General features: G+C 61.0%; 21 protein-coding genes. 6 read left to right on the forward strand and 15 right to left on the reverse strand.

Annotated elements, in window-relative coordinates; all coding sequences use genetic code 11:
• Nucleotides 1-178 precede the first annotated feature (178 nt).
• On the forward strand, nt 179-694 hold the full coding sequence (locus tag LOY67_RS23580; protein ID WP_265064666.1) for a GspH/FimT family protein: 516 nt from the start codon (nt 179-181) through the stop codon (nt 692-694).
• Here the strand turns inward: LOY67_RS23580 and ispH are convergent.
• The 6 genes from ispH to murJ form a co-directional block, all read right to left on the reverse strand.
• Entirely contained in the window at nt 671-1,618 is a 948-nt protein-coding gene (gene ispH, locus LOY67_RS23585; protein WP_265064667.1) for a 4-hydroxy-3-methylbut-2-enyl diphosphate reductase, read from the reverse strand. The genes LOY67_RS23580 and ispH overlap by 24 nt on opposite strands.
• Before the next feature lie 186 nt (nt 1,619-1,804).
• On the reverse strand, nt 1,805-2,242 hold the full coding sequence (gene fkpB / locus LOY67_RS23590; RefSeq protein WP_047702610.1) for an FKBP-type peptidyl-prolyl cis-trans isomerase: 438 nt from the start codon (nt 2,240-2,242) through the stop codon (nt 1,805-1,807).
• Nucleotides 2,235-2,747, reverse strand: a complete 513-nt coding sequence (gene lspA, locus LOY67_RS23595) for a signal peptidase II (RefSeq protein WP_265064668.1) — start codon at nt 2,745-2,747, stop codon at nt 2,235-2,237. The genes fkpB and lspA overlap by 8 nt, the downstream gene beginning before the upstream one ends.
• Nucleotides 2,740-5,571, reverse strand: coding sequence for an isoleucine--tRNA ligase (gene ileS / locus LOY67_RS23600; RefSeq protein WP_265064669.1), 2,832 nt, complete (start codon nt 5,569-5,571; stop codon nt 2,740-2,742). The genes lspA and ileS overlap by 8 nt, the downstream gene beginning before the upstream one ends.
• A gap of 13 nt (nt 5,572-5,584) precedes the next feature.
• The gene (ribF, locus tag LOY67_RS23605) at nt 5,585-6,523 is read right to left on the reverse strand and encodes a bifunctional riboflavin kinase/FAD synthetase (protein ID WP_265064670.1); all 939 of its coding nucleotides are present in this window, start codon (nt 6,521-6,523) and stop codon (nt 5,585-5,587) included.
• Nucleotides 6,524-6,652: 129 nt separating this feature from the next.
• Nucleotides 6,653-8,191 carry a murein biosynthesis integral membrane protein MurJ gene (murJ, locus tag LOY67_RS23610; RefSeq protein ID WP_265064671.1) on the reverse strand — a complete coding sequence of 513 codons (1,539 nt, stop codon included), beginning with the start codon at nt 8,189-8,191 and terminating at the stop codon, nt 6,653-6,655.
• Nucleotides 8,192-8,445: 254 nt separating this feature from the next.
• Between murJ and rpsT the strand changes: the two genes are divergently transcribed.
• Nucleotides 8,446-8,724 (forward strand): 30S ribosomal protein S20, encoded by a 279-nt coding sequence (gene rpsT / locus LOY67_RS23615; protein ID WP_020798646.1) that lies wholly within the window; start codon nt 8,446-8,448, stop codon nt 8,722-8,724.
• A 278-nt stretch (nt 8,725-9,002) separates the two neighbouring features.
• Here rpsT and LOY67_RS23620 read toward each other — a convergent pair whose 3' ends face one another.
• The 5 genes from LOY67_RS23620 to rplU form a co-directional block, all read right to left on the reverse strand.
• Complete coding sequence (locus LOY67_RS23620) at nt 9,003-9,467, reverse strand: CreA family protein (RefSeq protein WP_258627995.1); 465 nt, start codon at nt 9,465-9,467, stop codon at nt 9,003-9,005.
• Between the two features lie 9 nt (nt 9,468-9,476).
• Complete coding sequence (gene proB / locus LOY67_RS23625; protein ID WP_265067818.1) at nt 9,477-10,595, reverse strand: glutamate 5-kinase; 1,119 nt, start codon at nt 10,593-10,595, stop codon at nt 9,477-9,479.
• A gap of 278 nt (nt 10,596-10,873) precedes the next feature.
• Nucleotides 10,874-12,097: an Obg family GTPase CgtA gene (gene cgtA / locus LOY67_RS23630; RefSeq protein WP_265064672.1), complete on the reverse strand. Its 1,224-nt coding sequence runs from the start codon at nt 12,095-12,097 to the stop codon at nt 10,874-10,876.
• Nucleotides 12,098-12,287: 190 nt separating this feature from the next.
• Nucleotides 12,288-12,545 (reverse strand): 50S ribosomal protein L27, encoded by a 258-nt coding sequence (gene rpmA / locus LOY67_RS23635; RefSeq protein WP_003176049.1) that lies wholly within the window; start codon nt 12,543-12,545, stop codon nt 12,288-12,290.
• A gap of 35 nt (nt 12,546-12,580) precedes the next feature.
• A complete protein-coding gene (gene rplU, locus LOY67_RS23640) occupies nt 12,581-12,895 on the reverse strand; it encodes a 50S ribosomal protein L21 (RefSeq protein WP_007950961.1) in 315 nt (104 codons plus the stop codon).
• Nucleotides 12,896-13,134: 239 nt separating this feature from the next.
• Between rplU and LOY67_RS23645 the strand changes: the two genes are divergently transcribed.
• From LOY67_RS23645 to LOY67_RS23655, 3 genes are all read left to right on the forward strand, one after another.
• On the forward strand, nt 13,135-14,103 hold the full coding sequence (locus tag LOY67_RS23645) for a polyprenyl synthetase family protein (protein ID WP_265064673.1): 969 nt from the start codon (nt 13,135-13,137) through the stop codon (nt 14,101-14,103).
• Between the two features lie 117 nt (nt 14,104-14,220).
• Nucleotides 14,221-14,562, forward strand: coding sequence for a zinc ribbon domain-containing protein YjdM (locus LOY67_RS23650; RefSeq protein WP_265064674.1), 342 nt, complete (start codon nt 14,221-14,223; stop codon nt 14,560-14,562).
• A 203-nt stretch (nt 14,563-14,765) separates the two neighbouring features.
• The gene (locus LOY67_RS23655) at nt 14,766-15,023 is read left to right on the forward strand and encodes a hypothetical protein (RefSeq protein WP_265064675.1); all 258 of its coding nucleotides are present in this window, start codon (nt 14,766-14,768) and stop codon (nt 15,021-15,023) included.
• A gap of 119 nt (nt 15,024-15,142) precedes the next feature.
• Here the strand turns inward: LOY67_RS23655 and LOY67_RS23660 are convergent, their stop codons facing one another.
• The 4 genes from LOY67_RS23660 to LOY67_RS23675 all read right to left on the reverse strand — a co-directional run bounded on the left by LOY67_RS23660 (nt 15,143) and on the right by LOY67_RS23675 (nt 19,649).
• Nucleotides 15,143-15,760, reverse strand: coding sequence for an FKBP-type peptidyl-prolyl cis-trans isomerase (locus tag LOY67_RS23660; protein ID WP_041022757.1), 618 nt, complete (start codon nt 15,758-15,760; stop codon nt 15,143-15,145).
• Between the two features lie 195 nt (nt 15,761-15,955).
• Nucleotides 15,956-16,444, reverse strand: coding sequence for a TIGR00645 family protein (locus LOY67_RS23665; protein ID WP_265064676.1), 489 nt, complete (start codon nt 16,442-16,444; stop codon nt 15,956-15,958).
• Between the two features lie 114 nt (nt 16,445-16,558).
• The gene (locus tag LOY67_RS23670) at nt 16,559-16,897 is read right to left on the reverse strand and encodes a hypothetical protein (protein ID WP_265064677.1); all 339 of its coding nucleotides are present in this window, start codon (nt 16,895-16,897) and stop codon (nt 16,559-16,561) included.
• Between the two features lie 313 nt (nt 16,898-17,210).
• Nucleotides 17,211-19,649 (reverse strand): Lon protease family protein, encoded by a 2,439-nt coding sequence (locus LOY67_RS23675; RefSeq protein WP_265064678.1) that lies wholly within the window; start codon nt 19,647-19,649, stop codon nt 17,211-17,213.
• 294 nt (nt 19,650-19,943) lie between these two features.
• Here LOY67_RS23675 and LOY67_RS23680 point away from each other — a divergent pair, with 294 nt between their 5' ends.
• On the forward strand, nt 19,944-20,432 hold the full coding sequence (locus LOY67_RS23680) for a DUF3015 domain-containing protein (protein ID WP_024780764.1): 489 nt from the start codon (nt 19,944-19,946) through the stop codon (nt 20,430-20,432).
• Nucleotides 20,433-20,460 lie beyond the last annotated feature (28 nt).

A 20,460-nucleotide genomic window follows, 5' to 3' on the forward strand; every position in this document is an offset into this window, starting at 1 on the left:
GGGGATTTATCCCCGCTGGGCTGCGCAGCAGCCCTAAATCCTGATACCTCGGTGTGTCAGACAGATTGTGTTGACTGTTTTGGGGCTGCTTCGCAGCCCAGCGGGGATAAATCCCCTCGCCACAATGAAACTCACAAGTCTTAAGGACCGCTTCACACTCTCCAGGGAGGAGAACACCATGCACCAACAGGGTTTCAGCCTGATCGAACTGCTCATGGGACTGGCGATTGCCGCAATTGTTCTGCCGTGGGCCAGTTCAAGCTTCAAGGCGCTGGTCGAATCCACGGAACGCAATGACACCGCGCAACTATTGGCCAGCGGCTTGCGCAGTGCCCGCAGCGAAGCCATCACGCGTAACCGGACAGTGACTATTCAAGGGATAGACAACGATTGGAGCCAAGGGTGGCAAATCAGATTGGACGGCGATGAGCAGACATTGCTGGAACAGCGCAGCAGCCGCGCCCTGGTGGTGGGTAACTGGCCGGTGAAGCACCGGGTAACGTTCGCCGGCCACGGTGCGGCACTACTGCCCAGCGGTGCCTTTCAGGCGGGCACTTTGCACGTGTGCGCCCGGCACGAACCGGTCAGCCATCATCAGGTGGTACTGTCACCTACCGGTCGCGTCAGCCTGCGCAACAAGGTCGCCGAACAGGCTTTGTGCGAAAAGAACTTAAAGCAGGGAGCGGACGCGTAGTTCCTTGGGCATGGAGAAGGTGATGTTTTCCTCCCGGCCGGCCAGCTCATCGGCACCGATGGCACCCCAGGCCTGCAATTGCTGGATCACGCCGCGCACCAGGACTTCCGGTGCCGAAGCACCCGCGGTAATGCCGATGTGCTCGATGCCGTCGAACCAGCTGCGCTGCATGTCCTCGGCACCGTCGATCAGGTAGGCCGGGGTTCCCATGCGCTCGGCCAGCTCACGCAGGCGATTGGAGTTGGAGCTGTTCGGGCTGCCGACGACCAGGACCACGTCGCATTCGTTGGCCAATTGCTTGACCGCGTCCTGACGATTCTGGGTGGCGTAGCAAATGTCGTCCTTGCGTGGGCCGCCGATGGCAGGAAAGCGCGAACGCAGGGCGTCGATCACCCGGCTGGTATCGTCCATGGACAGGGTGGTCTGGGTAACAAAAGCCAGGCTTTCCGGGTTGCGTACCTGCAGGGCTGCGACGTCGTCCTCGTCCTCGACCAGGTAGATCGCGCCGCCATTGCTGGCATCGTATTGGCCCATGGTGCCTTCGACTTCCGGGTGCCCCTCGTGGCCGATCAGGATGCATTCACGACCGTCGCGGCTGTAGCGCGCCACTTCGATGTGCACCTTGGTCACCAGCGGGCAGGTCGCGTCGAACACCTTCAGACCACGGCCGGCTGCTTCGGTACGTACCGCCTGGGAAACGCCATGGGCACTGAAGATCACGATGACGTCGTCCGGCACCTGGTCCAGTTCCTCGACGAAGATCGCCCCGCGGCTGCGCAGGTCCTCGACGACGAATTTGTTGTGGACCACTTCGTGGCGCACATAGATCGGCGGCCCGAAGACTTCCAGGGCGCGGTTGACGATTTCGATCGCCCGGTCCACGCCGGCGCAGAAGCCACGGGGGTTGGCGAGTTTGATTTGCATGCTGTGCCTCGTGTCTTGCCTGTTGATCGAACGAAGGGCTCGAACACAATGGAGATACCTTGTGGGAGCGAGCTTGCTCGCGATGGCGGTGGATCAGTCACCTCTTTGCTGGAAGTGATTCCGCAATCGCGAGCAAGCTCGCTCCCACAGTAAACCGAGTAGTGGCAGGACTTGCCTGCCAGCTCTTTAAACCGCCTTGACCTCGAGGATTTCCACTTCGAAGTTCAAGGTCTTGCCCGCCAACGGATGGTTGAAATCCACGGTCACCTGGGCGTCGTCAAAAGCCTTCACCACACCCGGCAGCTCGGTGTTGGCGGCGTCGTTGAAGATCACCAGCAGGCCCTCGGACAGCTCCATGTCCTGGAACTGCGAGCGTGGCATGGTCTGTACGTTTTGCGGGTTGGGCTGACCAAAGGCGTTTTCCGGAGTAACCACCACGGTGCGCTTGTCGCCGGCCTTGAAACCGAAGATCGCCGCCTCGAACCCTGGCAGCAGGTTACCGTCACCGACCTTGAACACGGCCGGGGCCTTGTCGAAGGTGCTGTCGACGGTGTCGCCATTCTCCAGGTGCAGGGCGAAGTGAAGCTTCACTTCGGTGTTTTGAGCGATACGCTGCTCAGTCATGGACGGCTTCTCCGGTTTTCTTGCTCTTGAACATGTCCAGGGCGAGCATGATGGCGCCCACGGTGATGGCGCTGTCAGCGAAGTTGAACGCCGGGAAATACCAGCGGTTCTGCCAATGCACCAGGATGAAATCAATCACGTGGCCCAGGGCGATGCGGTCGTAGAGATTACCCAGCGCGCCGCCGAGCACCAGTGCCAGCGCCACGGCCAGCCAGGTTTCGTCGCGGCCCAGGCGCTTGAGCCAGACCACCAGCACGCCACTGACCACAACGGCGATCAGTGCGAACAGCCAGCGCTGCCAGCCGGAACTGTCGGCCAGGAAGCTGAATGCCGCGCCGGTGTTATACGCCAGGGTCCAGCTGAAGTAGTCGGGGATGACCACAATCTGCTGGTACAGGGTCAACGAGCCTTCGAAGTAGAACTTGCTGGCCTGGTCGATGACCAGGACCAGCACGCTCAACCAGAGCCAGCCCAGCCGTCCGAAACGGCCCGCTGCGTTAGGCATAGTGGCGAACCTCGCCAGTGCCGCTGATGTTGTCGACGCAACGCCCGCAGATTTCCGGATGTTCCGGGTTCACGCCGACGTCTTCGCGGCAGTGCCAGCAACGGGCACACTTGACGAAGCCCGACTTGACCACTTTCAGCTTCAAGCCAGCCACTTCGGTGACCACGGCATCGGCTGGCGCCTGCACCAACGGCGCAACACTGGCGGTGGAGGTGATCAACACGAAGCGCAACTCGTTGCCCAGTTTGGCCAGGTCGACGCCCAGGGCCTCTTCGGCATAAAGGGTCACTTCGGCCTGGAGGTTGCCACCGACGGCCTTGGCCGCGCGCTGGATCTCCATTTCCTTGTTGACCGCAGCCTTGACCGCCATGATCCGGTCCCAGTAGGCGCGGTCCAGCTCAAAGCCTTGCGGCAGCTCGGTCAAACCTTCGTACCAGGTGTTGAGCATCACCGACTCGTTGCGCTCGCCCGGCAGGTATTCCCACAGTTCGTCGGCGGTGAACGCCAGGATCGGCGCGATCCAGCGCACCAGCGCCTCGCTGATGTGGAACAGCGCGGTCTGGCACGAACGGCGTGCCTTGCTGTTGGCGCCGGTGGTGTACTGGCGATCCTTGATGATGTCGAGGTAGAAACCGCCCAGCTCCTGCACGCAGAAGTTGTGGATCTTGGAGTAGACGTTCCAGAAACGGTACTCGCCGTAGTGTTCCTGCAATTCGCGTTGCAGCAACAGGGTACGGTCCACGGCCCAGCGGTCCAGCGCCAGCATGTCTTCGGCCGGCAGCAGGTCGGTGGCCGGGTTGAAACCGGTCAGGTTCGACAGCAGGAAGCGCGCGGTATTACGGATGCGCCGGTAGGCGTCCGCGCTGCGCTGCAGGATCTGCTCGGAAACCGCCATCTCACCGGAGTAGTCGGTGGAGGCGACCCACAGGCGCATGATGTCGGCGCCCAGGGTGTCGTTGACTTTCTGCGGCGCGATCACGTTGCCCAAGGACTTGGACATCTTGCGACCGGACTCGTCGACGGTGAAACCGTGGGTCAGCAACTCGCGATACGGCGCGTGGTTGTCGATGGCGCAACCGGTCAGCAGCGACGAGTGGAACCAGCCGCGGTGCTGGTCCGAACCTTCCAGGTACAGGTCGGCACGCGGACCGGTCTCATGGCCCATCGGGTGCGAACCGCGCAGCACGTGCCAGTGGGTGGTGCCGGAGTCGAACCAGACGTCCAGGGTGTCGCTGATCTTGTCGTACAGCGGCGCGTCGTCACCCAGCAGCTCGGCGGCGTCCAGCTTGAACCAGGCTTCGATGCCTTCGACTTCGACGCGCTTGGCCACTTCTTCCATCAGTTCGACGGTGCGCGGGTGCAGCTCGCCGCTTTCCTTGTTCAGGAAGAACGGGATCGGCACGCCCCAGTTGCGCTGGCGGGAGATGCACCAGTCCGGACGGTTGGCGATCATCGAGTGCAGGCGCGCCTGGCCCCAGGCCGGGACGAATTGAGTGTCCTCGATGGCCTTGAGCGACCGCTGGCGCAGGGTGTCGCCGCTGGTGGGTTGCTTGTCCATGCCGATGAACCACTGCGCGGTGGCGCGGTAGATCAGCGGAGTCTTGTGGCGCCAGCAGTGCATGTAGCTGTGTTCGATGACGGTGGTGTGCAGCAGTGCACCGACTTCGGTCAGCTTGTCGACGATGGCCGGGTTGGCTTTCCAGATGAACTGGCCGCCGAAGAACTCCAGGGACGGCGCGTACACGCCATTGCTCTGGACCGGGTTGAGGATGTCGTCGTTGACCATGCCGTATTTCTTGCAGGTCACGAAGTCGTCGACGCCATAGGCTGGCGCGGAGTGAACCACGCCGGTGCCTGCGCCCAGTTCCACGTAGTCGGCCAGGTACACCGGCGACAGGCGGTCATAGAACGGGTGACGGAAATTGATCAGTTCCAGCGCCGAACCCGGCGCAGTCGCCAGCACCGAGCCTTCGAGGCTGTAGCGGGCCAGGCAGGACTCGACCAGCTCTTCGGCCAGCACCAGCAACTTGTCGCCAACATCGACCAGGGCGTAGTTGAACTCCGGATGGACGTTCAGCGCCTGGTTGGCCGGGATGGTCCACGGGGTGGTGGTCCAGATCACGATAGCGGCCGGCTTGGCCAGCTTGCCCAGGCCGAAAGCGGCGGCGAGCTTGTCTTCATCGACAATCGGGAACGCTACGTCGATGGTCGACGACTTCTTGTTCTCGTACTCGACTTCCGCCTCGGCCAGGGCCGAACCGCAATCGAAGCACCAGTTCACCGGCTTGAGGCCCTTGAACACGAAGCCACCCTCGACGATTTTCGCCAGGGCCCGGATTTCACCGGCTTCGTTCGTAAAGTCCATGGTCTTGTAGGGGTTGGCGAAGTCGCCCAGCACGCCGAGGCGGATGAACTCGGACTTCTGCCCTTCGATCTGCTCGGTGGCGTAGGCACGGCACAGCTCGCGGGTCTTGTCCGCGCCCAGGTTCTTGCCGTGGGTCACTTCCACCTTGTGCTCGATCGGCAGGCCGTGGCAATCCCAGCCTGGGACATACGGCGCGTCAAAACCCGACAGGGTCTTGGAGCGGATGATCATGTCCTTGAGAATCTTGTTCAGCGCGTGACCGATGTGAATAGTGCCGTTGGCGTACGGAGGGCCGTCGTGCAGGACGAACTTCGGACGATCCTTGCCAATCTCGCGCAACTTTCCGTACAGGCCAATGCTGTCCCAACGCTGCAGAATCTGTGGTTCGCGCTGAGGCAGGCCGGCCTTCATCGGGAAGGCGGTGTCCGGAAGGTTTAGCGTGGCTTTATAGTCGGTCATTTAAGGCTCTTCATTAGCGATTGGCGCTGGTTGCGACAAGGGCACGGGCGGCGGCGATATCTGCATGGATCGCCGTCTTGAGCGCCTCCAGGGAGGCAAAACGCTGCTCTTCACGCAGCTTCTGGTGGAAAACCACCGTCAAACGCCGGTCATACAGATCGCCGGCAAAATCCAGAACATGTACTTCGAGATGGGCCTTGCCATCCCCCTGGACCGTGGGTCGTACGCCGATATTGGCGACGCCGGGCCAGGCCTTGCCGTCGATCTCGACACTGACCAGGAACACCCCGGTCAGCGGCACGCGACGGCGCTTGAGTTGCACGTTGGCGGTCGGCGTGCCCAATTGGCGCGCCAGCTTCTGTCCGTGCAGGATCCGCCCGGCTATCCGGTACGGGCGGCCGAGCAGGCGCTCGGCCAGTTCGAAGTCGGCCGCGGCCAGGGCATTGCGGACCTGGGTGCTGCTGACACGCAAGCCATCCATTTCGACGGTCTGCGCCGCTTCAACGGTAAAGCCACGGGCAAGGCCGGCCTGTTGCAGGTAAGCGAAATCCCCTGCCCTGTCGCAGCCGAAACGGAAATCGTCACCGACTTCCAGGTGCTTCACGTCGAGCCCGTCCACCAGGATGGTTTCGACGAATTCAGCGGCGCTGAGCCGGCTCAGACGCTCGTTGAAGGCCAGGCACAGGACCCGGTCGACGCCTTCAGCGGCCAGCAGTTGCAGTTTGTCCCGCAAACGGGCCAGGCGGGCCGGGGCAGTCTGCGGGGCGAAAAATTCCCGGGGTTGCGGCTCGAAAATGACCACGCAACTGGGCAGGCCCAGCTCCAGCGCTCGCTCGCGCAGCCGCGCCAGGATAGCCTGGTGGCCACGGTGAACACCGTCGAAGTTGCCAATGGTGGCGACACAGCCCCGATGCCGGGGACGCAGGTTGTGGAGGCCTCGAACCAGCTGCATAACGCGCTTCTTGCTCATAAAGTGGCCGATTATAACCACACCCGGCGGCCAACGACAGGCAACACCGTAACCCAAAGTGATCGAACCGACAAAACCACTGCCCGGCCCGGCCTTGACGACGCTATTCCCTCAGCTCAAGGCCTTGCGATTGAAGTCCCTCAGGCGGAACCCCATCAGCAGCAACATGCCGAAATACGCCACCACACCCGCGACGACCAGCACACCCAGGCGCAGGAAACGCTCGAGCATCTGCCCTTCGCCCCAGGCCGGCATGAAATGCATCGCCCCGAACAGCACCGCCGACATCACCCCCACGGCCACCAGCAGTTTGAGACCGAACTTGCCCCAGCCCGGCTGCGGTTGATACATCTTCTGCTTGCGCAACTGATAGAACAACAGCCCGGCGTTGAGGCAGGCGCCGATGCTGATCGCCAGGGCCAGGCCGGCGTGAGCCAGGGGACCGATCAGCAAGAGGTTGAACAATTGCGTCATCACCAGGGTGAAAATGGCAATCTTCACCGGCGTGCGGATGTTTTGCTGGGCATAGAAACCTGGCGCCAGCACTTTGATCAGAATGATCCCCAGCAGTCCTACCGAGTAGGCAATCAGGGCCCGCTGGGTCATCAGGGCATCGAACGCCTTGAACTGGCCGTACTGGAACAGCGAGACGGTCAGCGGTTCAGCGAGAATCCCCAGCGCCACCGCACAGGGCAGCACCAGCACGAAGCACAGGCGCAGGCCCCAGTCGAGGATGCGCGAGTATTCCTGGCGATCCCGGCTGGCATAGGTCTTGGCCAGGGTCGGCAACAGGATCGTACCCAGCGCCACGCCCAGCACGCCGGATGGCAACTCCATCAGGCGGTCGGCGTAGTACATCCACGATACCGAGCCGGCCACCAGGAACGAGGCGAAAATAGTGTTGATGATCAGGGAAATCTGGCTCACCGACACCCCGAGGATCGCCGGCAGCATCTGCTTGAGCACCCGCCAGACGCCGCTGTCGCGCAGATTCAGGCGCGGCAGCACCAGCATGCCGATCTTTTTCAGGTAGGGCAGTTGATACAGCAGTTGCGCCAGGCCGCCCACCAGCACCGCCCAACCGAGGGCCATCACCGGCGGATTGAAATACGGCGTCAGGAACACCGCGAACACAATCATGCTGACGTTGAGCAGGGTCGGTACGAAGGCCGGTACCGAAAACCGGTTCCAGGTATTGAGGATCGCCCCGGCCAGGGACGACAGGGAAATCAGCAATATATAAGGAAAGGTCACCCGCAACAGGTCAGTGGTGAGCTGGTATTTTTCCGGGGTGTCGGTAAAGCCCGGTGCCGTGGCCCAGATCACCCAGGGCGCGGCGAGCATGCCGGCTGTGGTGACGAGCGCCAGCACCAGGGTCAGCAGACCGGTGACATAGGCAATGAAGGTGCGGGTCGCCTCGTCGCCCTTCTGGCTTTTGTACTCCGCCAGGATCGGCACGAAGGCCTGGGAAAATGCCCCTTCGGCAAAGATCCGACGCAGCAGGTTGGGCAGCTTGAAGGCGATGAAGAAGGCGTCGGTGGCCATTCCGGCGCCGAATATCCGTGCGATGAGCGTGTCGCGAACAAATCCCAGGACACGGGAAAGCATCGTGATAGAGCTGACGGCAGCCAACGATTTGAGCAGATTCATGAAAAGAGTTTCAGCCTGTCGATAAACAGCAGGCGAACAACGCGCCCACTTGTGCGATACTGCGCGCCGCTAAACAGCACAGCGCCAAAGCCCGCGAGTTTACAGGTCACACGCCGGAAAGAAATCACCCGGTGCGTTGTACCTGCCATTCAGCGGAACGCGTCACCCGCCCTTGACAAGACCCCAACTCATCGGCATGATTCGCGGCCTATTTTGTTTGCTATTTCCCAAAAAGTCTTTCGAGGAGCTCGACGGTGGCCAACTCACCTTCCGCCAAAAAACGTGCAAAACAGGCTGAGAAGCGTCGCAGCCACAACGCCAGCCTGCGTTCCATGGTTCGTACCTACATCAAAAACGTAGTTAAGGCCATCGACGCAAAAGACGCTGAAAAAGCTCAAGCTGCTTACGTTCTGGCTGTGCCTGTTATCGACCGCATGGCCGATAAAGGCATCATCCACAAGAACAAGGCTGCTCGTCATAAGAGCCGCCTGAATGGCCACGTAAAGGCCCTGAACGTTGCCGCTGCTGCCTAAGCGACGCGCTCGTTAAAAAACCGACCTCAGGGTCGGTTTTTTATTGCCTGTGATTTTTCACACCACGCAGAATTATGCGGGTAATGCTGCCCACTTAAGGAAGTAGCTAAATCTGTGGCGAGGGGATTTATCCCCGCTGGACTGCGAAGCAGTCCCCTCAACCTGACACATCACATACTCAGGTTCAGGGGTCGCTTCGCGACCCAGCGGGGATAAATCCCCTCGCCACAATGAATCGATAAACCTTAAACAAGCAGCACACAGGGGTTATGTGCTGATTATTGAGGACGAGCCCACGGCAAAATCGGAATCGCCGTCACCGCGTTCTGCGGGCTACCCTCGATCACGCGGTCGCTGTAGACCAGGTACACCAGCGTATTGCGCTTCTTGTCGAGGAAGCGCACCACCTGCATGGTCTTGAACACCAGCGAGGTGCGCTCACGAAACACTTCCTCGCCATCCTTGAGCTCCCCTTTGAAGCTGATCGGCCCGACCTGGCGACAGGCGATGGAGGCCTCGGCACGATCCTCGGCCAGACCCAGGCCACCCTTCACGCCACCAGTCTTGGCCCGGGACAGGTAACAGGTCACCCCATCCACCTTGGGATCGTCGAACGCCTCGACCACGATCCGGTCGTTCGGCCCGACAAACTTGAATACCGTCGACACCTGGCCAATCTCCTCGGCCGAAGCCAGCAGCGGCATCGCCAACAGCAGGCCGATCAATCCTTTTGCCAAACCCATGTGATTTCCTTAGACAAGAATCAGGTTGTCGCGGTGCACCAGCTCAGGCTCCGCCATGTAACCCAACAGACCGACAATCGCATCAGACGACTGACCGATGATTTTCTGTGCTTCAAGTGCGCTGTAGTTGGCCAGGCCACGGGCGATCTCGCGACCGTCCGGCGCCACGCACACCACCATTTCGCCACGACGAAAGCTGCCCTGGACCAGCTTCACCCCCACCGGCAGCAGGCTTTTGTTGCCCTGGGACAATGCCGCCACGGCGCCCGCATCCAGCACCAGCGTGCCGCGGGTTTGCAGATGCCCGGCCAGCCACTGCTTGCGCGCCGCCAACATGCCACGCTCAGGGGAGAGCAAGGTGCCAATGTGCTCGCCCGCTTTCAGGCGATCCAGCACCCGCTCCAAGCGGCCACCGATGATGATGGTGTGAGCGCCGGAGCGTGCCGCCAGACGTGCAGCGCGCAGCTTGGTCTGCATACCACCGCGCCCGAGCGCGCCGCCGGTCCCGCCCGCCACCGCATCCAGGGCCGGATCATCGGCGCGGGCTTCGTAGATCAGCTTGGCATCGGGGTTGTTGCGCGGATCAGCGTCGAACATGCCGTCGCGGTCAGTGAGAATCACCAGCAGATCGGCCTCTACCAGGTTCGCCACCAGCGCAGCCAGGGTGTCGTTGTCACCAAAACGGATTTCGTCGGTGACCACGGTATCGTTCTCGTTGATCACCGGGATGACTTTCAACTCCACCAGCGCGCGCAAGGTACTGCGGGCATTGAGGTAGCGCTTGCGGTCGGAGAGGTCATCGTGAGTCAGGAGAATCTGCGCCGTATGACGACCATGCTCGGCAAAGCTGGACTCCCAGGCCTGCACCAGGCCCATCTGACCGATAGCGGCAGCGGCCTGCAGTTCGTGCATCGCGCTGGGTCGCGACGTCCAGCCCAGACGGCTCATGCCGGCCGCCACAGCCCCCGAAGAGACCAGCACCAGCTCGACGCCGGCCTCATGCAAGGCCACCATCTGCTCGACCCACACCGCCATCGCCTTGCGATCCAGGCCCTTGCCATCCGCTGTCAGCAGTGCGCTGCCGATCTTCACGACCCAGCGCTGCGCACCCGTCACCTTGCTCCGCATCATCTTCAACCTTTGCCAGCGAACGGCGCGACCCAGCGCCGCCCATGGGATTATTCGTATTTGCGTTTTGCAGACACCAAAACGCCGCTCGAATGAGCGGCGCCCTGGAAACCGGCTGGCTGCGATGATAACACCGCGCCGAGCCACTTAAACCCTGTGGGAGCGAGCCTGCTCGCGAAAGCGGTGGATCAGCAACATGGATATTGGCTGATATAACGCATTCGCGAGCAGGCTCGCTCCCACAGGTTTTGCAGCTTAACTGACGAACATTTTCAGGATCAGTCGCGAACGTAGATGATCTCCGGACCATCTTCGTCATCCACATCCTCCTCATCCCAGTCATCTTCGCCGATGTCATGGACCGACTTCACGCCACTGCGACGCAGGGCACGCTGGTCGTCCAGCGCCTGCAGTTGCGCACGCGCTTCGTCTTCGATGCGCTGGTCGAGCTCGGCCAGTTCTTCCTTGTAGACAGGGTCATTGGCCAGGCGATCGGCGCGATCTTCCAGGTAGCGCATGATGTCGTGACACAGGCGCTCGGTACCTTCCTTGGCAATGGCGGAGATCACGTAGACCGGACCTTCCCACTCCAGGCGGTCGACGATTTCCTTGACCCGCTCTTCATGCTCTTCTTCGAGGATCTGGTCGCACTTGTTCAGCACCAGCCAGCGATCACGCTCGGCCAGGGCCGGGCTGAACTTGGTCAGTTCACTGACGATGACTTCGGCGGCATCGGCAGCGCTGCTTTCATCCAGAGGCGCCATGTCCACGAGATGCAACAGCAGACGGGTGCGGGACAAGTGCTTGAGGAAACGAATCCCCAGGCCGGCGCCATCGGAAGCCCCCTCGATCAGCCCCGGAATGTCCGCGACCACGAAGCTCTTCCAGCGATCGACACTGACCACGCCCAGGTTCGGCACCAGAGTGGTGAACGGGTAGTCCGCGACTTTCGGCTTGGCGGCCGACACCGAGCGAATGAAGGTACTTTTACCGGCGTTCGGCAAGCCCAGCAGGCCCACATCGGCCAACACCTTCATTTCCAGCTTCAAGTCACGCTGCTCGCCCGGCTTGCCTGGCGTAGTCTGGCGCGGCGCGCGGTTGGTGCTGGACTTGAAGCGGGTGTTGCCCAGGCCGTGCCAACCACCATGGGCCACCAGCAGACGCTGGCCTGGCTTGGTCAGGTCGCCAATGACTTCCTGGGTCGCGGAGTCGATCACTGTGGTGCCGACCGGCACGCGCAGGACCAGGTCTTCGCCCTTTTTACCGGTGCAGTCGGTGCTGCCGCCGTTGGAGCCACGCTCGGCATCGAAGTGCCGGGTGTAACGGTAGTCCACCAGGGTGTTGAGGTTTTCGTCGGCGAGCATGAAGATCGAGCCGCCGTCGCCGCCGTCACCACCGTTCGGACCGCCGTTTTCAATGAATTTTTCCCGACGGAAACTCATGCAACCATTGCCGCCGTCGCCAGCCTTTACTCGAATCGATACTTCATCAACAAACTTCATGACACACGCCTCTCGCCATACGGACGAGTCGAAAAAAACAAGACATAAGACTCTTGCAAAAATGAACGCAGCGACCAGATCAAGCGCCCGATAGCAGCGCCGGCAGCCCATACAAACAGCTTTGCAAGAGACTCACCCCACAAACGAAAAAGCCCCGTCGCAAGACAGGGCTTCTCCAGCATCCTCGCGATTAAGCCGCGACAACGCTCACGTAACGGCGGTTGAACGCGCCCTTTACTTCGAACTTGATCACGCCTTCGATTTTAGCGAAGAGGGTGTGATCCTTACCCATGCCTACACCGTAACCGGCGTGGAATTGGGTGCCGCGCTGACGCACGATGATGTTGCCCGGAATGATTTTCTGGCCGCCATACATCTTCACGCCAAGGCGTTTGGCTTCTGAGTCGCGACCGTTACGGGTACTACCACCAGCTTTTTTGTGTGCCATGAGTTCAATTCTCCTAGTGAGGAATTAGGCTGAAATTAAGCCTGAATACCGGTGATTTTGATCTCGGTGTACCACTGGCGGTGGCCCATACGCTTCATGTGGTGCTTACGACGACGGAACTTGATGATGCGGACTTTATCGTGACGACCTTGGGAGATCACTTCAGCCACAACGGTCGCGCCAGCAACAACTGGAGCACCGATATTCACGTCATCGCCATTGGCGACCAACAGAACGCGATCAAAAGTCACGGATTCGCCAGTAGCGACTTCCAGTTTTTCGATCTTCAGGTATTCACCTGGGGCGACCTTGTATTGCTTGCCACCAGTAACGATTACTGCATAAGACATGGTATTTCTCCGATAATCCTGCTCACCCAGCGCTTTAGAAGAAGAGGTATTGGCTGGCATGGCTGCATGGGCTGGAAGGCCCGGATGCAATTGCGTAAGGCAGGTGCTGCCCAGGAAGTTCAGGGTGCGCGATTGTACGCAAGCTGTCCTGGCGTTGCAAGTAGCCGTCCATCGTGCCTTGACAGCCCCGGACGTGGGTCCTAGCATGCCGCGCAACCCTTCTGGAGCGCCTGTCGCTGATGCAACCCCAAGCTTTCTACCGCGCAGTGGCGGACGATTTTAGTGCCGTCGACGGCATCATCAAGAAGCAGCTGACTTCCCGAGTACCGCTGGTATCGAAAATCGGCGACTACATTACCTCGGCCGGCGGCAAGCGCTTGCGTCCTTTATTGGTGCTTCTGTGCGGCAAGGCCCTGGGCCGCGAAGGCGACGACCTGCGCCTGCTGGCTGCCACCATCGAGTTCCTGCATACCGCCACCCTGCTGCATGACGACGTGGTCGACATGTCTGGCATGCGCCGTGGCCGCTCGACCGCCAATGCCATGTGGGGCAACGCCCCGAGCGTGCTGGTGGGCGACTTCCTGTATTCGCGCTCGTTCGAAATGATGGTCGAGCTGGGCTCGATGCCGGTGATGAAGATCCTGTCCCAGGCCACTCGCATCATCGCCGAAGGCGAAGTACTGCAATTGTCCAAGGTGCGCGACGCCAGCACCACGGAAGAAACCTACATGGAGGTCATCCGCGGCAAGACCGCGATGCTCTTCGAAGCCTCGACCCACAGCGCCGCCGCGCTGGCCGGCGCCACTGCCAAGCAGAGCGACGCGCTGCGCACCTTCGGCGATCACCTGGGCGTGGCCTTCCAGTTGGTCGACGACCTGCTGGACTACAAGGGCGACGCCGAAACCCTGGGCAAGAACGTCGGTGACGACCTCGCCGAAGGCAAGCCGACCCTGCCGCTGATCTACACGATGCGCGAAGGCACGCCTGAACAGGCGGCCCTGGTCCGCCAGGCGATCCAGAAAGGCGGGATCGAAGACCTGGAAAGCATTCGCGCAGCGGTCGAAGCTTCCGGCTCGCTGGACTACACCGCGCAACTGGCCCGGGACTACGTCGCCCGCGCAATCAAATGCCTCGATGCCCTGCCGGCCAGCGAATACCGCGATGCGCTGGTGGAACTGAGCGAGTTTGCGGTCGCCCGCACCCACTGATCCAAAGGCTTTTCTGGCTAGGGAGCTTGCTCCCTGGCTACAGGCTCACTCCCCTACCCGACGTAAAACCCTATACAATGTGCGCCCTTTTGCCCTCCTGATACCCAAGGAACCTTAGTGAGCACGTTGCCACCCTGCCCGAAATGCAATTCCGAATACACCTACGAAGACGGTACCCAACTGGTCTGCCCGGAGTGCGCCCACGAATGGTCCGCCAGCGGTGAAGTTGAAGCGGCGTCCGCTGACAGCGTGAAGAAAGACTCGGTCGGCAACGTCCTGCAAGACGGCGACACCATCACCGTGATCAAGGACCTCAAGGTCAAGGGCACGTCATTGGTGGTCAAGGTGGGCACCAAGGTCAAGAACATCCGCCTGTGCGACGGCGATCACGACATCGACTGCAAGATCGACGGCATCGGCCCTATGAAACTCAAATCCGAGTTCGTCAGAAAAGTCTGAGTCTTCTGTAGCCCATCCCGCGCTTTGCGTGGGATGGAGCCCCGCCCTCCCCGCTTCAGCCCCGCTTTGCAAATGCCAGCGAAACGCCAGCCGTCGTGAGCTGCGACAACCCATCGTCAGAAAACAAACCGGAATACAAATAGAACCTTGCTATTTCGATAATAAGAATTATTCTCATCAAATCCATCAAGGAGATGAGAACCATGACTTATTTGATCGATGCCTGGCTGGACCGCCCACACCCCTACCTCAGGATACTGCATCGGGAAACCGGGGAAGTCTGCGCGGTGCTTGAAGAAGAAGCCTTGAGCGAACTACAGGATCAGGGGGACCTGGACCTCAACAGCCTGAACTCCAGCGAACCGCTGGTGCTCAAGGAACTGGTGCGCAATCTGTTCCTGTTCTGCTATGCCCGGGCGTTGCGCCCGACGGGTGATTTCAACGGAAAATTTCACGGATGAAGCGCACAAACCCTGTGGGAGCGAGCCTGCTCGCGAAAGCGGTGTGTCAATCAATATCAATATCGACTGACTGACCGCCATCGCGAGCAAGCCCGCTCCCACAAAGGCCTGCTATTGCCTTACAGAACGTCCAGCAGCTCGACGTCGAACACCAGAACGCTGTGCGGCGGGATGCTACCAACGCCCTGGGCGCCGTAAGCCAGTTCGCTCGGCACGTACAGGCGCCATTTGCTGCCGGTATTCATCAGTTGCAGCGCTTCGGTCCAGCCCGGGATCACGCCGCCTACCGGGAATTCGGCTGGCTGGCCACGATCGTAGGAGCTGTCGAACACGGTGCCGTCGATCAGGGTGCCGTGGTAGTGGGTACGCACCTGGTCTTCACGGGTCGGCTTGGCGCCTTCGCCCTGGGTCAGCACTTCAAATTGCAGGCCCGAAGCCAGGGTGGTGATGCCGTCGCGCTTGGCATTTTCAGCCAGGAACGCACGACCTTCGCCCGCGGCGGCTTCAGCCTTGGCGGCTGCTTCGGCCTGCATGATTTCGCGGATGACCTTGAAGCTGGCGGACATTTCTTCCTGGCCCACACGGCTTGGTTTGCCGGCGAAAGCGTCGGTCAGGCCGGCCAGGATCGCGTCCAGGCTGACGCCCGGTGGCGGGTTGTCGCGCAACTGGTCGCCCAGTTGACGACCAATGCCGTAGCTGACGCGGGTTTCGTCGGTGGACAGGTTAACTTCGGACATGCTGCTGCTCCGCTGTGCGGACGACTCGAGAATGGCCGTGGGTGACACAGCGCCTCCCGGAGCGCCCGGAACCAAAAGGGCGAGCAGACTAGCACAGATGCCATGACGGATGACGAGCGCCCACGTCAAAGTGCCCCGCCGGAAACGACAACGCCCGCCTGCTTCTCAACAGACGGGCGCTGTGCCAACGGGGTTTCAGTGCTTGGTCAGCTTGTCCAGGTAACCCATGGCGAACGCCGACACCACGAAGGTCATGTGGATGATCACGTACCACTTCAGGTGCTCGGGATCGACGTTCTTGGCGTCCATGAAAATGCGCAGCAGGTGGATGGAGGAAATGGCCACGATGGAGGCCGCGACTTTCATCTTCAGCGATGAAGAGTCCATGGTGCCGAGCCAGTTGAGCTTTTCCTTGTCGGAATCGATGTCCAGTTGCGAGACGAAGTTCTCGTAGCCGGAAATCATCACCATCACCAGCAGGCCGCCCACCAGCGCCATGTCGATCAGCGACAGCAGCACCAGGATCAGATCGGCCTCGGCCATGGAAAATACGTTGGGGATGACGTGAAAAACTTCCTGGAAGAATTTCAGCGCCAGGGCCAGTAGGCCCAGGGACAACCCGAAGTAGATCGGCGCCAGCAGCCAACGGGAGGCGTACATTGCATTTTCGATAAAGCGTTCCATTGAATCTCACACCAGGGCTGAAAATGGCGGCGAGTATATCAGCCACCACGTGCCCCACAAACGCCAGGGCCATCCTTGCCCCTTGTGTAAGGTCCTGATGCCAGGGGCCGGCCCTCAATGAGGCGGACGGAACTCGAAGCCTGCGCTGTGACTGCGCCCGCCGTTGATTTCACGCAATTGGGCTTGCATGTGCAGGCACCAGATCTGCGGATCGTTAGCCAGTTCATAACCGTGCAAGGTCAACGCCTGGACGATGGTGTCGAGGATGGATTCGGCGGCGTTCGGGCCGGGAAAAGGGCCCTGGGCCTTGAGGGCGGAAGGTTGTTCGCCGGCCATACCGGCGGCGAAAAGCAGGGTCCACATGCCGGTATCCCCCGCCAGCGGGCGGATAGCGCATTCGATACGAGTGACAAGACCCAGGCATTGGCGGGTGAGGCAAAGGTTGCGCGACATGGCGGCGCCCCTCAGTGATACGGTATTCAGCCCCGGGGAGGCTGTTTCGATCCGATGATGACTCTCGTTATCCTTGAACTGAGGATAGAAGAAAAGTTCCGCTTGCAAGCCAAGCGAGACCAGAATGCGCCGAATGGTCATAGTGTGAATATTGGCGCCAAATCGGCGGCGTGCTGAAGCATTTTTTGAATCTGTGCGAAACCAAATGTGGGAGCGAGCCTGCTCGCGAATGCGTTGGGTCAGTCAACATCAATGATGCTGATCCACCGCTTTCGCGAGCAGGCTCGCTCCCACATTCAGGTCTTCACTTCCATCAAGCCGGCTTGGCCTCCGCCAACGCCGCCTGCGCCAACTCCTTCTCCGCTTCCTTGATATCGTCCTCGCTGATCATCTCGGCAATCACCCTCAGCCGTTCCACCACCCGGGCGTTGACGCTGCCCTCGGGGAACTCGCCATTCTCATCCGGCTCACCGGCAGGCTCACCCACCAGCAGGCTCAGGGCCTCGTCGGCCTGGCGCACGGCATAGACGTGGAACTGCCCCGCTCGCACGGCGGCCAGCACCTTCTCATCGAGCATCAGGGTGGCGACGTTGGCCTGGGGAATGATCGCCCCTTGCTCGCCGGTCAGCCCACGGGCTTCACAGAGACGGAAAAAGCCTTCGATCTTCTCGTTGACCCCGCCCACCGCCTGCACCTCACCGAACTGGTTGATCGAGCCGGTGATGGCGAAGCACTGCTTCAACGGGGTCTTCGACAGCGCTGAAATCAGCGTGCACGCCTCGCCCAGGGAGGCACTGTCGCCGTCGACATAACCGTAGGACTGCTCCAGGGCGATACTGGCCGAGATCGCCAACGGGAACTCCTGGGCATAACGGCTGCCCAGGTAACCGGTGAGGATCATCACGCCCTTGGAGTGAATCGGCTGGCCGAGGTTGACCTCCCGCTCGATGTCGACGATGCCGCTGCCGCCCGGGTACACCGTGGCGGAGATCCGCGCCGGCACACCGAACGCCGAGTCGCCCACCTCCAGCACCGTCAACCCGTTGCACTTGCCCACGGCGGCGCCGGCGGTGTCGATCAGGATGATCCCCGCCAGCATGTCGTCGAGGATCCGTGCCGAAACGCGCCCGGTGCGGGTGGCCTTGGCCTTGAGGGCGCGCTCGATATGGCCGGCGTCGGTCATCTCGTCACTGGCCAGTTGACGGATGAAATCCGCCTCGCTGACCAATTGGAACAGATCGCCGATACGGGCCGACAAGCGTCCCTGGTGTTCAGCCAGGCGCGCACTGTAGGTCGCCAGGCGCGCCACCGCATCGGCGGTCAGCGGCGCCATGCCTTCTTCCGAAGTGCGGGTCTTGAGCAACTGGGCGAACTGCTCCAGGCTCTCGTCGCCCATCGGGATGTCTTCGTCGAAGTCCACCAGCACGCGAAACATTTCCTGGAAGTCCGAGTCCAGGTCCTGCAAGGCGTAGTAGAGCTGGCGAGCGCCGATGATCACGACCTTGACCTGCAACGGGATGTGCTGCGGCGTGAGGGTCACTGTGGCCAAGCGGCCCAGTTCGCCCAGGGGCGATTCCATTTTCAGCTTGCGCGATTGCAGGGCACGCTTGAGCGCGTCCCACACGAACGGCTCACCGAGCATTTTTTCCGCTTCGAGGATCAGGAAGCCACCGTTGGCCCGATGCAAGGCACCGGGCCGCAACTGCCGGTAGGTGGTGTAGAGCGCGCCCTGGTCGGTGCTGTATTCGATACGCCCGAACAGGTTGTCGTAGGTCGGGTGCGGTTCGAACACCACTGGGGCGCCGCCGCTCGCCGGATGCCCCACGATCAGGCTCGGCGCATATTGCTCTTCCAGCATCTTGCGGGCGATGGCGTCGGTCTTGCTGTCGTCCACCAGTTGCTCGACCACCGTCCGGAGCAGGTTGACCTGCATGGCCTGCAAGTAGCCGCAGACCGCCGCGTTCTCCGCGTACTTTTCCGACAGCGGCGCGAGCAAGGGTTGCAGGGCCAGGGTGATGGTTTCTTCGTTGAGCTGACGCAACTGGTTGCTGGATTCACGCTTCCATTGCGGCAGGCTGGCGAGCTCTTCGTTCAGGCGCTCTTCCAGGCCGGAGATGTCCTCATGGAAACGCTCGCGTTCGGATTCCGGCAATTGGGCGAATTCCGCTTCATCCAAGGCCTTGCCTTCACTCATCGGCGTGAAGGCGATGTTGCTGCTGTCACGGTACAGCGCGACATCCTTCTCCAGGGCCAGGCGCTCGATGACATCCAGGGCGCGGTCGTAGCGCTGGTTGAATGCGCGGTCGATGGCGCTTTTTTTCTGCTGGTAGGACGGATGCTCGAACACCGCCGGAAACGTCGCCAGCAGGTTGTCGATCAGGCCGTTGATATCACTGATGAAGGCACCGGCGGTGCCCGATGGCAGCTCCAGGGCACGGGGTTCACGGGGCTCATCGAAATTGTTGACGTAGACCCAGTCCGCCGGGGTCTGCAGGCGCTTGCCTTCGGCCTTGAGGTAGCGTTTGACGAACGAAAACCGGCCAGTGCCGGGCTCGCCCATGACAAATACGTTGTAACCGGGGCGCGGCATGGCCACACCGAACTGCAATGCTTCGACCGCACGCTCCTGGCCAAGCACACCGCGGAAGGGCTCCAGATCATTGGTGGTAGAGAAGCTGAACTGTTCAGCGGAAAACGGACGGGTCAGCGCTTCGGGCGCTAGACGCAAGCTGGCAGCAACAGGATCAGGCATCGGGCTTCCTTACATCAGGCGGGGCAGATAACGGCATTCTGGCGCCGCCCGTACCTGACTGGCAAGGAGCGCCTCAGGTCAAAGCATAGTCAACCGGCCAGGTCCGAGCAGCAGTCGAGGCCTGTAACTCCATGACTTGGAGGATAGTTTTTGCAAAATGTCACGGAACCCTCGGATCGTGCCTAAACTCCAAACTGCGCGGCTGGAACAATAACCGGCCCCCTGGCACGAGTGGTTGAAGCCACGAAGGTGTCAGACCCTGTCCATTGGTATGCACATAAAGAGAACATAGCTATGAAACGGATTCTTCTCGGTACTCTCTTCACCGCTGTATCCCTCAACGCCATGGCTCAGGCGCCGGGCGGTCCGGATTGCGGCTGGGGCAACATGCTGTTCGAAGGTCAGCGTGGCACCCCGGCTCACTTCCTCGCCTCCACCACCAACGGCACCTCCGGCAACGCCACCTTCGGCATGACCTCGGGCACCAACGGTTGCTCGACCAACGCGGCACTGACCTACGGTGGCAAGTCCTGGCTGGCCATGAATGGCATGATGAACGAGCTGTCCGAAGACATGGCCAAGGGTCAGGGCGAAGCGCTGACCACCTATGCCGTGGTACTGGGTGTGGCGCCGGAGGATCGCGCGCACTTCTCCGCTGTCACCCACGAGCACTTCCAGCAGATCTTCAGCAAGGCTGACGTGACCGCAGAAGACGTGCATACCAACACCCTGGCCGTGCTGAAAAACGATCCTCGCCTGGCCAAGTACGCCACTCAAGCTTAAGCTCGACCCCACTCGCTCCTTTCGGGGA

This window comes from Pseudomonas sp. B21-056 (genome assembly GCF_026016325.1).
Classification (GTDB): domain Bacteria; phylum Pseudomonadota; class Gammaproteobacteria; order Pseudomonadales; family Pseudomonadaceae; genus Aquipseudomonas.

Bases quoted from the DNA above. Each gene is read 5' to 3' on its own strand.
- LOY67_RS23580 (WP_265064666.1), top strand. From the start codon at position 179: ATGCACCAACAGGGTTTCAGCCTGATCGAACTGCTCATGGGACTGGCG.
- ispH (WP_265064667.1), bottom strand. From the start codon at position 1,618: ATGCAAATCAAACTCGCCAACCCCCGTGGCTTCTGCGCCGGCGTGGAC.
- fkpB (WP_047702610.1), bottom strand. From the start codon at position 2,242: ATGACTGAGCAGCGTATCGCTCAAAACACCGAAGTGAAGCTTCACTTC.
- lspA (WP_265064668.1), bottom strand. From the start codon at position 2,747: ATGCCTAACGCAGCGGGCCGTTTCGGACGGCTGGGCTGGCTCTGGTTG.
- ileS (WP_265064669.1), bottom strand. From the start codon at position 5,571: ATGACCGACTATAAAGCCACGCTAAACCTTCCGGACACCGCCTTCCCG.
- ribF (WP_265064670.1), bottom strand. From the start codon at position 6,523: ATGCAGCTGGTTCGAGGCCTCCACAACCTGCGTCCCCGGCATCGGGGC.
- murJ (WP_265064671.1), bottom strand. From the start codon at position 8,191: ATGAATCTGCTCAAATCGTTGGCTGCCGTCAGCTCTATCACGATGCTT.
- LOY67_RS23620 (WP_258627995.1), bottom strand. From the start codon at position 9,467: ATGGGTTTGGCAAAAGGATTGATCGGCCTGCTGTTGGCGATGCCGCTG.
- proB (WP_265067818.1), bottom strand. From the start codon at position 10,595: ATGCGGAGCAAGGTGACGGGTGCGCAGCGCTGGGTCGTGAAGATCGGC.
- cgtA (WP_265064672.1), bottom strand. From the start codon at position 12,097: ATGAAGTTTGTTGATGAAGTATCGATTCGAGTAAAGGCTGGCGACGGC.
- rpmA (WP_003176049.1), bottom strand. From the start codon at position 12,545: ATGGCACACAAAAAAGCTGGTGGTAGTACCCGTAACGGTCGCGACTCA.
- rplU (WP_007950961.1), bottom strand. From the start codon at position 12,895: ATGTCTTATGCAGTAATCGTTACTGGTGGCAAGCAATACAAGGTCGCC.
- LOY67_RS23645 (WP_265064673.1), top strand. From the start codon at position 13,135: ATGCAACCCCAAGCTTTCTACCGCGCAGTGGCGGACGATTTTAGTGCC.
- LOY67_RS23655 (WP_265064675.1), top strand. From the start codon at position 14,766: ATGACTTATTTGATCGATGCCTGGCTGGACCGCCCACACCCCTACCTC.
- LOY67_RS23660 (WP_041022757.1), bottom strand. From the start codon at position 15,760: ATGTCCGAAGTTAACCTGTCCACCGACGAAACCCGCGTCAGCTACGGC.
- LOY67_RS23665 (WP_265064676.1), bottom strand. From the start codon at position 16,444: ATGGAACGCTTTATCGAAAATGCAATGTACGCCTCCCGTTGGCTGCTG.
- LOY67_RS23670 (WP_265064677.1), bottom strand. From the start codon at position 16,897: ATGTCGCGCAACCTTTGCCTCACCCGCCAATGCCTGGGTCTTGTCACT.
- LOY67_RS23675 (WP_265064678.1), bottom strand. From the start codon at position 19,649: ATGCCTGATCCTGTTGCTGCCAGCTTGCGTCTAGCGCCCGAAGCGCTG.
- LOY67_RS23680 (WP_024780764.1), top strand. From the start codon at position 19,944: ATGAAACGGATTCTTCTCGGTACTCTCTTCACCGCTGTATCCCTCAAC.